This window comes from Labrenzia sp. 5N, from assembly GCF_012395805.1.
Taxonomy (GTDB): Bacteria; Pseudomonadota; Alphaproteobacteria; order Rhizobiales; family Stappiaceae; genus Roseibium; species Roseibium algicola.
This window is the reverse complement of the sequence record NZ_JAAZTM010000001.1, coordinates 126,470-139,004: the sequence shown is the minus strand read 5'-3', so window position 1 is coordinate 139,004 and position 12,535 is coordinate 126,470. Positions and strand designations below refer to the sequence as shown.

The 12,535-nt window shown below is 60.9% G+C and carries 10 protein-coding genes; 6 read left to right on the top strand and 4 right to left on the bottom strand.

What is annotated here, in order from left to right:
* Positions 1–130 precede the first annotated feature (130 nt).
* From mmsA to HEP89_RS00580, 6 genes are read left to right on the top strand one after another with little or no spacing between them, the layout of a single operon-like run.
* Complete coding sequence (gene mmsA, locus HEP89_RS00605) at positions 131–1,645, top strand: multiple monosaccharide ABC transporter ATP-binding protein (RefSeq protein WP_168691081.1); 1,515 nt, start codon at positions 131–133, stop codon at positions 1,643–1,645.
* Positions 1,646–1,656: 11 nt separating this feature from the next.
* Positions 1,657–2,901: a multiple monosaccharide ABC transporter permease gene (gene mmsB, locus HEP89_RS00600; protein ID WP_152511535.1), complete on the top strand. Its 1,245-nt coding sequence runs from the start codon at positions 1,657–1,659 to the stop codon at positions 2,899–2,901.
* Positions 2,902–2,905: 4 nt separating this feature from the next.
* A complete protein-coding gene (araD1, locus tag HEP89_RS00595) occupies positions 2,906–3,901 on the top strand; it encodes an AraD1 family protein (protein WP_022999984.1) in 996 nt (331 codons plus the stop codon).
* Between the two features lie 3 nt (positions 3,902–3,904).
* The gene (gene araD, locus HEP89_RS00590; protein WP_168691080.1) at positions 3,905–5,647 is read left to right on the top strand and encodes an L-arabinonate dehydratase; all 1,743 of its coding nucleotides are present in this window, start codon (positions 3,905–3,907) and stop codon (positions 5,645–5,647) included.
* Positions 5,647–6,570 (top strand): Gfo/Idh/MocA family oxidoreductase, encoded by a 924-nt coding sequence (locus HEP89_RS00585; RefSeq protein WP_055658462.1) that lies wholly within the window; start codon positions 5,647–5,649, stop codon positions 6,568–6,570. The genes araD and HEP89_RS00585 overlap by 1 nt, the downstream gene beginning before the upstream one ends.
* A gap of 27 nt (positions 6,571–6,597) precedes the next feature.
* Complete coding sequence (locus tag HEP89_RS00580; RefSeq protein WP_168691079.1) at positions 6,598–8,106, top strand: aldehyde dehydrogenase (NADP(+)); 1,509 nt, start codon at positions 6,598–6,600, stop codon at positions 8,104–8,106.
* Between the two features lie 152 nt (positions 8,107–8,258).
* Here HEP89_RS00580 and HEP89_RS00575 read toward each other — a convergent pair whose 3' ends face one another.
* Genes HEP89_RS00575 through HEP89_RS00560 form a run of 4 tightly spaced genes read right to left on the bottom strand, consistent with a single transcriptional unit; the run spans position 8,259 to position 12,518 of the window.
* Positions 8,259–8,978: a FadR/GntR family transcriptional regulator gene (locus HEP89_RS00575; RefSeq protein WP_055658466.1), complete on the bottom strand. Its 720-nt coding sequence runs from the start codon at positions 8,976–8,978 to the stop codon at positions 8,259–8,261.
* The gene (gene yjfF, locus HEP89_RS00570) at positions 8,975–9,964 is read right to left on the bottom strand and encodes a galactofuranose ABC transporter, permease protein YjfF (RefSeq protein WP_077293137.1); all 990 of its coding nucleotides are present in this window, start codon (positions 9,962–9,964) and stop codon (positions 8,975–8,977) included. Before yjfF ends, HEP89_RS00575 begins: the two co-directional genes overlap by 4 nt.
* Positions 9,964–11,004: an ABC transporter permease gene (locus HEP89_RS00565; protein WP_168691078.1), complete on the bottom strand. Its 1,041-nt coding sequence runs from the start codon at positions 11,002–11,004 to the stop codon at positions 9,964–9,966. Before HEP89_RS00565 ends, yjfF begins: the two co-directional genes overlap by 1 nt.
* Positions 11,004–12,518, bottom strand: a complete 1,515-nt coding sequence (locus tag HEP89_RS00560) for a sugar ABC transporter ATP-binding protein (RefSeq protein ID WP_168691077.1) — start codon at positions 12,516–12,518, stop codon at positions 11,004–11,006. The genes HEP89_RS00565 and HEP89_RS00560 overlap by 1 nt, the downstream gene beginning before the upstream one ends.
* Positions 12,519–12,535: the final 17 nt, after the last annotated feature.

Here is a 12,535-nt window from a genome sequence, read left to right as displayed (position 1 = left end):
GCAGCACTTACCACCCATCGACACGGCAATTCCGCTCTTCCTCGCAATCCTGGGAGAGCGGAATGGACCCGGACCCTGATTGTCCGGCTCGGTGGGCGGGTCTTTCCTCGGAATTCGGAGAACGGGGTCGATGGCACTCCTTTCCATGCAGAACATCAGCAAGACCTTTCCCGGCGTGAAGGCGCTGGACCGGGTCAATCTGGATGTCCAGAAGGGCGAAATTCACGCCGTCGTCGGCGAGAATGGCGCAGGCAAATCCACACTGATGAAGGTTCTGTCCGGCGTCTATCCGCACGGTCAATATGACGGCGAGATTGTTTTTGAAGGCGAACCGGCCCGGTTCTCCGGCATATCGGACAGTGAAAAGCAGGGCATCATCATCATTCACCAGGAACTTGCCCTGGTGCCGCAGCTTTCGATTGCCGAAAACATCTTCCTGGGCAACGAATGCGCCAGCAAGGGCGTGATCGACTGGCGGAAAACCAACCAGCGGACAGAGGAACTGCTCGCCAAGGTCGGTCTTTCGGAGGCCCCGACGACCAAGGTCGACTCCATCGGCGTCGGCAAGCAACAGCTTGTCGAAATCGCCAAGGCCCTGTCGAAGGACGTCAAGCTCTTGATCCTGGACGAGCCCACCGCGGCGCTGCAGGAAAACGACAGCCGCAAGCTGCTTGATCTCATGCTGGAACTCAAGGCGCAGGGCGTCACCAGCATCATCATCTCGCACAAGCTCAACGAAGTCCGGTATGTCGCGGACAGCGTTACGGTGATCCGTGACGGCATGACCGTGTCGAACCTCGACGCCAAGGCAGGCTTGAGCGAGGACGATATCGTCCGCGACATGGTCGGCCGGGACATGACACACCGGTTCCCGGAGCACAGCCGAACCCCGGGCGATGTCCTGATGGAAGTCACGGACTGGTCCGTCTGGCATCCCGAGCATTCCGAACGGCGTGTGATCAAGAACGCTTCCTTCAATGTCCGGGCAGGCGAGGTCGTCGGCATTGCCGGGCTGATGGGATCGGGCCGAACCGAACTGGCCATGTCCATCTTCGGCCGGTCCTATGGCCGTAACATCAGCGGATCGGTGAAGCTCAAGGGCCAGCCGATTGATGTCAGCACCGTGGACCGGGCAATTGCAGCCGGCATCTCCTACGTCACTGAAGACCGCAAGGCTCTCGGGCTGGTTCTGGACGAGACGATCCGGTTCAACACGTCGCTTGCCAACCTGAACGGCGTTTCTTCCGGGCCCATCCTCAAGCGCAACGAGGAAACCCGCGTTGCCGAGAGATACCGGGAAGCGCTGGCGATCCGCACGCCGTCGGTGTTCCAGAAAACGGTCAACCTTTCCGGAGGCAATCAGCAGAAGGTGGTGCTGGCCAAATGGCTGTTCACCGCGCCGGAAGTGCTGATCCTCGACGAGCCGACCCGCGGCATCGACGTCGGCGCCAAATATGAAATTTACACCATCATCAACGACCTCGCCGCGCAGGGCAAAGGCGTGGTCATGATCTCGTCGGAAATGCCGGAACTGCTCGGCATGTGCGACCGGGTCTACGTCATGAACGAAGGGGCTCTCGTCGGTGAACTTGCCGCCGGCGATGCGAGCCAGGAGCGCATCATGTCGCTCATTGTCAACGAGTGAGAGAAAAACCCATGGAACTGGCTGATAGCGACACCAATGCGACGCCGGTCGTGAAGACCAAGGGCATCGGCGAGTATATCTCCTCGCATTTGCGGCAATACGGACTGCTGTTCGCGCTGATTGCGGTGATGGCCTTCTTCGAGGTGGTTACCGACGGCACGCTGCTGCGTGCAGTAAACATCACCAACCTGCTGCTGCAGAACTCCTACATTATCATCATGGCACTCGGCATGCTGATCGTCATCGTCTCGGGCAACATCGACCTGTCGGTCGGCTCGGTGATGGGCTTCATCGGGGCGCTCGCCGCGGTCATGATCGTCAACTACGGCCAATCGCCATACATCACGATGATCGTCTGCCTGGCCATCGGCGGACTGATCGGCGCGGCCCAGGGGTATTGGGTCGCCTATTGGAAAATACCGTCCTTCATTGTGACGCTGGCAGGCATGCTGGTCTTCCGCGGCTTGTCGCTCTGGCTTCTCGAAGGTCAGTCGGTGGGTCCGTTCCCAAAGGAATTCCAGATCATTGCCACCGGTTTCGTACCGGACATGTTTCCTGCCGGCATGGGGGAAGCACTGGCGGATCTCTTCGGTGCTCGCAAGGTCAATGTTCTTGCGCTCGCAACCGGTGTCGTGGCCGCAGCCCTTGTGGTCTGGATCGGCATGCGCCAGCGGGCACAGAACAAGGCCTACGGCATCGAGGATGAGCCGACGAGCTTCTTTGTCGCCCGCAACGTGATCATTGCTGCCGCACTGGTGTTCGTGATGTTCAAGCTGTCCCTGTTCCGCGGCCTGCCGAATGTGCTCATCACCATGGGCGTCCTGACGATCATCTATGCCTTCATCACCGAAACGACGACGGTTGGCCGCCGGATCTACGCACTCGGCGGCAACCAGAAGGCTGCCAAACTGTCCGGTATCAAGACCGAACGACTGACCTTCCTGGCCTTCACCAACATGGGCGTTCTGGCTGCAGCAGCGGGTCTCGTATTCGCTGCACGTCTCAACACAGCAACGCCCAAGGCCGGCTTCGCATTGGAACTGGACGTGATTGCGGCCGTCTTTATCGGCGGGGCGTCCATGTCCGGCGGGGTTGGCACCATCATTGGCGCGGTTGTCGGAGCCTTCCTCATGGGCGTGCTGAACAACGGCATGTCGATCATGGGCATCGGTATCGACTACCAGCAGATGATCAAGGGCCTCGTGCTGCTCGCAGCCGTAATTTTCGACGTCTACAACAAGAACAAGCAGGGGTAACGCTATGCTGATTTCCCAGATCCTGGATGATGCCGGCAAACGTGCCGTGGTCGTCCGCAATGGCAGCGAAGCATCTGTCCTGAAGGGAGTTGCCTCCACCTACGAGCTGGTTCAGGAAGCCATCGCAAAAGGCCAGAGCCTGACCGAATGCATCCGCGGACATGAACTCGGTGCGGCGGTCGACCTGGAACAGCTGGCCTCGGAAGGCCGGTTGCTGCTGCCGATCGACCACCCGGACGCAGCCCATATGCATCTGACCGGCACGGGGCTGACGCACCTGGGGTCCGCGGCAACTCGTGATGCCATGCACGCCAAGGCGAAGAACGACGATGCCAACGTCACGGACAGCATGAAGATGTTCCAGCTCGGCCTTGAAGGCGGTCGGCCGCAGCCGGGCCATGTCGGCGTCCAGCCGGAATGGTTCTACAAGGGCAACGGGTCCTGCGCGGTGGCGCCGGGCGGTGATCTTGTCAGTCCCGGTTTTTGCGAGGATGGCGGCGAGGAACCGGAAATCGCCGGGGTATATGTTATTGCCGAAGACGGAACGCCGTTCCGCGTCGGCTTCGCGCTCGCCAACGAGTTCTCCGATCACGTGATGGAACGCCAGAACTATCTGTACCTGGCACATTCCAAACTGCGTCCGGCCTCCTTCGGGCCGGAGTTGATGGTCGGTCCGCTTCCGGAGAAGGTTGAAGGCACCAGCCGGATCTACCGTGACGGCGCAGTGCTTTGGGAAAAGCCATTCCTGTCGGGTGAAGGCAACATGTCCCACACGCTGGCGAACCTGGAACACCATCATTTCAAGTATGACGTTTTCCGCCAGCCGGGCGATCTGCACGTGCACATGTTCGGCACGGCAACGCTTTCCTTCGCCGATGGCATTGGCTGCCGGGAAGGGGACGAGGTCGAGATTTCCGCGCCGGGGTTCGGCGTTCCCCTGAAAAACCGCTTGGCTTTCAAGGCTGCGGAAGCCGGGGCGGCTCAAGTGAAGGTTCTTTAGATCATGGCATTCAAACCGGCGAAATGGCCGCGCAAACTGCGGTCGACCGAATGGTTCGGCGGCACCAGCCGTGACCACATCTATCACCGCAGCTGGATGAAGAACCAGGGTCTGCCGGACGACCTTTTCGATGGTCGCCCGGTTATTGGCATCTGCAACACCTGGTCCCAGCTCACGCCCTGCAACGCGCATCTGCGCGATCTGGCGGAGCGCGTCAAACACGGGATCTACGAGGCCGGCGGCTTTCCGGTGGAGTTCCCCGTGTTCTCGACCGGCGAGAGCACGCTGCGTCCGACCGCGATGATGTTTCGCAACCTTGCCAGCATGGATGTAGAAGAAGCGATCCGGGGCACACCGCTGGATGGTGTCGTCTTGCTGGTTGGCTGCGACAAGACCACGCCTTCTTTGCTGATGGGCGCAGCCTCTGTCGATATTCCGGCAATTGTCGTCACCGGCGGCCCGATGCTGAATGGCTGGTTCCAGGGCGAACGGGTCGGGTCCGGCACGCACCTCTGGAAATTCTCCGAGGCGGTGAAGGCTGGGGAAATGACCCAGGAGGAGTTTCTGGAGGCCGAGGCCGCCATGAGCCGGTCCCCCGGCAGCTGCAACACCATGGGTACGGCATCCACCATGGCCTCTATGGCCGAGGCACTCGGCATGGCGCTGTCCGGCAATGCGGCGATCCCGGCTGTCGACAGTCGACGTCGGGTGATCGCGCATCTCTCCGGCCGGCGGATCGTGCAGATGGTGAAGGACGATCTGAAACCGTCCGACATCCTGACCCGCGAAGCCTTCGAGAACGCCATCCGCACCAATGGTGCCATCGGCGGGTCGACGAATGCGGTCATCCATCTGCTGGCCATCGCCGGCCGTGTCGGCATAGACCTCTCGCTCGATGATTGGGACAAGGCAGGCCGGGACATCCCGACCATCGTCAACCTGATGCCGTCCGGCAAATACCTGATGGAAGAGTTCTTCTATGCGGGTGGTCTGCCGGTGGTGATCAAGCGCCTCGGCGAGGCGGGCATGCTCAACAAGGATGCCATCACCGTTTCCGGCGAGACCATGTGGGACCAGGTCAGAGACGTGAAGAACTGGAACGAGGATGTCATCCTGCCGGCGGAAAAGGCGCTGACCAGCCAGGGTGGTATCGCGGTTCTGAAAGGCAACCTTGCACCCAATGGCGCTGTCCTGAAACCGTCTGCCGCGTCGCCGCATCTGATGCAGCACAAGGGCAGGGCAGTGGTCTTTGAGGATATCGACGACTACAAGGCCAAGATCAACGACGACGCCCTCGACATCGACGAGACCTGCGTCATGGTGCTGAAGAACTGCGGCCCCAAGGGGTACCCGGGCATGTCGGAAGTCGGCAACATGGGCTTGCCGCCCAAGGTGCTGAAGAAAGGCATTACCGACATGGTCCGCATTTCGGATGCGCGCATGTCCGGCACGGCTTATGGCACCGTTGTCCTGCATACCTCTCCGGAGGCGGCTGCCGGTGGACCGCTGGCGGTGGTGAAAGACGGCGACATGATCGAACTGGATGTTGCGAACCGGACAATCCATCTCGACATTTCCGAACAGGAATTGTCCGCACGGCTTGCAGCTTGGAAGCCGTCGCACCATGTTCCGGACAGCGGCTACGCCCGCCTGTTCCATGACCACGTTCAGGGTGCCAACACCGGCGCCGATTTCGACTTCCTGAAAGGCTGCCGCGGTTCCGCCGTGCCGAAGGATTCACATTGATGGCAGAAAAACTGGCGCTGGTGGGCATCGGCAAGATTGCCCGCGATCAGCACATTCCGGCAATTGCCGGTAATCCGGACTGGCAGCTGGAGGCGGCGGTCAGCCGTCACGCCGGCGTTGACGGGATCGATCATTTCCAGACGATCGACGAGCTTCTGGAAAAGCGGCCGGACATCACCACGGTCTCGCTCGCCATTCCACCGCAACCTCGGTTCGAGTATGCGGCCAAGGCCTTGAAGGCCGGCAAGCATGTGATGCTGGAAAAGCCGCCGGGTCAGAGCCTTGCCGAATGCTATGCGCTGGAGGCACTTGCAAGGGAACACGGGGTGACGTTGTTCGCCACCTGGCACTCCCGCTATGCCGATAGCGTACCGGCGCTGAAGGCATTCCTTGCCGAACGCACGTTGAAACGGCTCAAGATCACCTGGAAGGAAGACGTTCGCCGTTGGCATCCCGGCCAGGAATGGATCTGGGAGCCGGGTGGCATGGGGGTCTTCGATCCAGGTATCAATGCGCTCTCGATCCTGACCGAGGTTCTTCCTTATCCGGTTCACCTCACCGGTGCGACGCTGGAGTTTCCGGAGAACCGGGCAACGCCGATTGCCGCCGGGCTGACCTTCGCAGATCCGGTTGGCGCGGAAATGTCCGCCGATTTCGACTGGCGTCAGGAAGGGCCCCAGACATGGGACATCGACGTTGAAACCGACCGGGGCGCCGCAAAGCTGTCACTTGGCGGTGAGAAGCTGGAAATCGACGGTGAGCCCGTTATACAGGGGGCGAACCATGAATATGCCAACCTCTACGTCCGTATGGCGGATCTGGTGAAATCGGGCACGAGCGACGTCGATCTCTCGCCGATGATCCATGTGTGCGACGCCTTTTCTCTTGGGCGGCGCGTCATCACTGATCCGTTCGAATTCTGATCCATCTTCAAAACCAGAAGGTTTGACATGACTTTTATGCCTCACGGAAAGCAGCTTGTTGCAGGGCAATGGGTTGCCGGCGATGCAACATTTACCTCCGAACCGGCGCATGGTGCGTCTCACGCTTTTTCCGTCGGTACTGCCGACCAGGTGGACGCGGCCTGCCGCGCAGCGGAAGAAGCCTTCTGGAGCTATGGCTATTCCAGCAGTGAAGAGCGGGCGAAATTCCTCAATGCCATTGCAGACGAGATTGAAGCCCGTGCGGACGCCATCACCGAGATCGGCACGTCCGAAACCGGTTTGCCGGAAGCGCGTCTTCAGGGCGAGCGTGGTCGCACCACCGGCCAGTTGCGCCTGTTTGCCTCGCATATTCTGAAAGGCGATTATCTCGACAAGCGTCACGACGAAGCCCTGCCGGACCGTCAGCCTCTGCCGCGCCCGGACCTGAAGCTGGTCCAGCGCCCGATCGGGCCGGTCGCGGTCTTTGGTGCTTCCAACTTCCCGCTGGCATTCTCGACCGCCGGCGGTGATACGGCATCGGCTCTGGCTGCGGGCTGCCCCGTGGTCGTCCGTGGCCACCCGGCCCATCCGGGCACCGGTGAGATCGTCGCGGAGGCAATCGCCGCAGCCATCAAGTCCTGCGGCCTGCATCCGGGTGTCTTCTCCTTCATCCAGGGCAATGGTTTCGAGGTTGGCCAGGCGCTTGTTCAGCACCCGCTGATCACCGCCGTCGGTTTCACAGGCTCCCTGCGTGGCGGCCGTGCCTTGTTCGACATGTGCGCACAGCGCCCGGTGCCGATCCCGTTCTTTGGTGAGCTTGGTTCGGTCAACCCGATGTTCCTGTTGCCGGCGGCGCTCTCCGCTCGCGGCGAGGCAATTTCAAAGGGCTGGGCCGGATCGCTGACAATGGGTGCTGGCCAGTTCTGCACCAACCCGGGCGTTATCCTGGTGCTCGAAGGTCCGGATGCGGACGCCTTCGTTGCGACAGCAACAGAAGCCCTCGGCGGCATTGGCAAGCAGACCATGCTGACAGACGGAATTGCGGCCGCCTACCGGTCCGGTTCAAAGCGGGTTGCCGCTTCCAGTGGTGTCCGCGAACTGATCGGCACGTCCTGCGAGACCCGTGAAGCCGCGCCTTACGTCTTCGAGACCACCGGCGACAACTGGCTGGCCAACGAGGAACTGGGCGAAGAAGTCTTCGGCCCGCTCGGCATCGTGGTCCGCGTGAGGGATGAAGCACAGCTTCTGGAAATCGCCAAGTGCCTGGAAGGCCAGCTCACCTGCACGTTGCAGATGGATGCAGGCGACAAGGACCTTGCCCGCAAGCTTATGCCGGTGTTGGAGCGCAAGGCAGGCCGCGTGCTTGCCAACGGCTTCCCGACCGGTGTGGAAGTTGCCGACAGCATGGTTCACGGCGGGCCTTACCCGGCATCGACCAACTTCGGCGCCACCTCCGTCGGCACGATGGCTATCCGGCGCTTCCTGCGCCCGGTCTGCTACCAGAACCTGCCGGACGACCTGCTGCCGGCCAGCTGAGCCGGGTGGGCGATCAAATGACGACCTCATCCTGAGGAGGACCTTCAGGTCCGTCTCGAAGGATGGGCACCTTGCTCTGAACAAGTGGCCCATCCTTCGAGACGCGCACAAGTGCGCTCCTCAGGATGAGGCGTTTTTTCAAGTTTGAAGCCTCAGATATTCAGTTCGATCTTCCGGCCGGCCAGGATGACGGCGACCATGGCGTCATGAGCGGCTTTCGCGTCTCCGGCCTTGATGGCCGTGACGATGGCGCGGTGACGCTCGACGAACTCGTAGGTTTCCTGGTCGTTGCGCTCGTTGGCCTCGGCAATGAAGAGGGAATAGAGCGCGGCCTGAACGAGATCTCCAAGTGACTGCAGGAAGCGATTGCCGGAGAGCTTCAGGATCATCTTGTGAAACTCCAGATCGGCCACGGCCACGGCAGCCCTGTCCTTGCCGGTGGCAAGGTTGTCGCAGAGTTTGGACAGGGTCACGCATTCCGCATCGGTTGCGCGCTTGGCGGCGCTGCCTGCCGCCGCCGGTTCGAAGATCAGGCGTATCTCGAACAGGTCTTCCAGAAACGGACGCTGGTTGTTGAGCGCGGCGTGCCAGCGCAGGACGTCCGGATCGAACATGTTCCATTCGGATGCGGGCCGGACATGGGTTCCAACCTTGGCTTTCGACTGGATCAGGCCTTTTGCGATCAGCGTCTTCTTCGCTTCCCGCACCACCGTGCGCGAGACGTCGAACATTTCCGAAATGTCCGGGTCCAGGGGGATCATCGTTTCCGGCGGATACTCACCTGCAACGATGGCTCTTCCCAGTTGCTCGACAACCTGATCGGTATGGTTTCCGATCTGGCTTCCCAACCCGCCGGTGGCGACGAAGGTCATGATTGCGCGGCGAACTCTGTCGCTGGTTTTCTGCGCAGTGTCGTTGCCCAAGTGAGTCCCTTCTGAAGCAAGATGAAGCCGAAGAGCAAACCGCCGATCACGATCTTTGTCCACCAGCTCGAAAGCGTTCCGTCGAACACGATAAAGGTTTGTATCAACCCCATGATCAAAATGCCAAAGAATGTGCCTGCGACAAAACCAGTGCCGCCGGTCAGCAATGTGCCGCCGATCACCACCGCCGCGATGGCGTCGAGTTCGACCCCGACCGTCGCCAGTGAATAGCCGGCGGACGTGTAGAGAGAGAAGATGATCCCGGCAAGTCCGGCAAGGCCGCCTGACGTGGCGTATATGCCGATGGTGGTCCTTGCCAGGGGAACGCCCATCAGCCGGGCCGTCGACAGCCCGCCGCCAAGTGCATAGACATTCTGGCCGAAGCGGGTGCGGTGGGCGACGACGATGCCGACGAGGAAGGTCAGCAGCATGATCATGCCGGTGAGCCGGAAACGTCCGCCGCCCGGAGCCTTCCAGTAAAGCGACTGCAGTGTGTCGTAGAACTCGTGGGTAATCGGCACGCTGTCGGTCGACAGTACATAGGCCGCGCCGCGGGCCAGGAACATGCCTGCCAGCGTGACGATGAAGGGCGGCATCTCCAGATAGTGGATCATCGCCCCCATCGCCGCGCCGAAGGAAATGGTGATCGCCAGTACCAGGACAAAGGCGACCAGCGGATGGATCGAGGTATCCCTCAGGATCACAGCCAGAAAGACGCCGGTAAAGGCGATCACCGAGCCGACCGAAAGATCGATGCCCCCCGAAAGGATCACGAAGGTCATGCCAACGGCGGCTATTCCAAGAAAGGCGTTGTCTGTCAGAAGGTTCGCGACGACCCGTGTGGACAGCATCGCCGGGTATTGCGACGCACACAACGTATAGGCCAGCACGAAAGTCGCGATGGTGATCAGAAGCGGCAGATGAGTGGAGCGGATCATTGCGGGCTTTCTTTCGCTTCCTTGATGGGGTCGGACGGCTGGGGCTCCGCGGAAGCCCGCAAGATGTAAAGCGCGTGTTTCACGGTCGGAGACTGGATGACCAGGATCGCGATGATGATCAGTGCCTTGATGACCAGATTGAATTCAGGCGGCATGCCGGACAGCAGGATCACCGAATTGACCGACTGGATGATCAGGGCCCCGAGCAGTGACGCCATGATCGAAAAACGCCCGCCAAGCAGCGAGTTGCCACCAATCACCACCGCAAGGATGGCATCAAGTTCGAGCCAGAGACCGGCATTGTTGGCATCTGCCCCCTTGATATCCGCCGCGACGATAACGCCGGCCAGGGCCGCGCAGACACCGGAAATCAAATAGACCGAGATGATCAGAACACGGCTGTTGATGCCCGCAAGGCGCGAAGAGCTCTCGTTGATACCGATTGCCTCGATCAGCATGCCAAGCGCTGTCTTGCGGACCACTGCCGCAACCGCGACCCCGAGCCCGATCCAGATCAGGATCGGGGTCGGAATGCCTAGGATCGTGCCTGCGCCCAGGTGGATGAGGCCGGGATCCAGGAAGGTCAGGATCGTTCCCTCGGTCACCAGCTGCGCAATGCCCCGTCCGGCCACCATCAGCACAAGCGTTGCGACGATCGGCTGAATGCGCAGGACAGCAACCAGCACGCCGTTCCACAGGCCGCAGATCGCACCGACGGCAAGCGCACCGGTAAGGGCGACGTGCCAGCCGTGTCCATCCACGGCAAGGGAAGCGGCAACCGCACCGGCAATTGCCATGACAGCGCCAACCGACAGATCGATGCCTCTGGTCGCGATGACCAGTGTCATGCCGATACACAGAAGGGCGGTCGGCGCGCCACGATTGAGCACGTCAATCAGATTGCCGAAGAGGCGACCGTTCTGGAATTCTATCCGGAAGAAATCCGGGAATACCATGAAGTTCAGCATCAGAACGGCAGCCAGGATGATCAGCTGCGGGGTGATCCGCCGGAGGGTGTTGTGAACATGTGCGGTCATCAAACGGCCTCCGCCATGGGTTCGTCGGCAATGGCCGCGACAATGTTGGAAGTCGTGATGTCGTCACCGGCAAGTTCGCATACCTGACGCCGGTCACGCAGCACGATCACCCGGGTGGAATAGGCGACGAGTTCTTCCAGCTCGGACGAGGCCACAAGAAGCGCCATGCCGTCTTCGCGCAGCTTCTCGATAAGGGCGATGATTTCCGCGTGGGCGCCGACATCGATGCCGCGTGTCGGTTCATCCAGGATCAGGAAGGCCGGATTTGTCGCCAGCCATCTTGCCAGCAGTGCCTTCTGCTGATTACCGCCAGAAAGCAGGCGGATCGGCATGTCCAGGCTGGCGAGGCGAATGTCGAGCGCCTTCACATAGGCTTCCGCCAGTTCGTTGACCTTTGCTTTTGGTAGTGGCCGGAACCAGCCCTGTCGGGCCTGCAGAGCCAGAATGATATTCTCCCGCACGGAAAGATCGCCGACGATACCGTCGCTCTTCCGGTCTTCCGGACAGAGCGCAAACCGGTGCGCGACGGCCTCACGCGGGTTCTTGATGGTGACTTTCTTGCCTTCCAGCAGCGCTTCGCCCTGGTCAGCCTGCACGGCGCCAAAGATGATTTCGGCAGTTTCCGTACGTCCGGACCCCAGAAGCCCGGCAAGGCCGACGACTTCGCCCTTGCGCACGGTCAGGTCAAACGGCGTGATCATGCCGCGTTTGCCGAAGTTCGTCAGCTCAATCAATGTGTCACCGGTTGCCGACGGGGCGCGGTCGTGAATGCGATCTTCCAGCTGCCGGCCGAGCATCAGCGTCACGATCTCGGTCTGGGTTGCGTCTGCAAGCTGACGGGTGCCAACCACACGGCCGTTTCTCAGCACCGTTGCCCGGTCGGAGATCTCGAACACCTGGTCGAGGAAATGCGTGATGAAGACAATGGCAAGGCCACGCGCCTTCAGTTTTTCAATGACGGAAAAAACAAGGTCGACTTCGTCCCGGTCGAGGCTGGCTGTCGGTTCGTCAAGGATCAGGACCTTGCCGGAAAGCTCGACGGCGCGGGCAATCGCGACCACCTGTTGTACGGCGACGGAATAGGCCGACAGCGGCTCGGCCGGATTGACGGAAAGGCCGAATTCGGCAAGCAGGTCCCGCGCCATCTTCATCATCTTGCGCTGGGAAATGAACCCGTGCCACATCGGCTGGCGGCCGAGAAAAAGGTTCTCCGCAACAGTCAGGTTCGGCAGCAGGTTCACTTCCTGATAGACGGTGCCGATACCCAGTTTCTGGCTGTCCTGAGTGCTGTTGGGCGAGATTTCCTGACTGTTCAGGAGGATGGTGCCGGCATCGCGCCGATAGGCACCGGTCAGGCATTTGATCAGGGTGGATTTTCCGGCCCCGTTTTCGCCGAGCAGCGCATGCACTTCACCCGGATATAGGGTCAGGTCCACTGCATCCAGCGCTATGGCCCCCGGAAAGAATTTGGATATGCCCCGGCATTCGAGCACAGGGTTGGTTACGCTCGCCATGTATCGGCTTCCCCCGA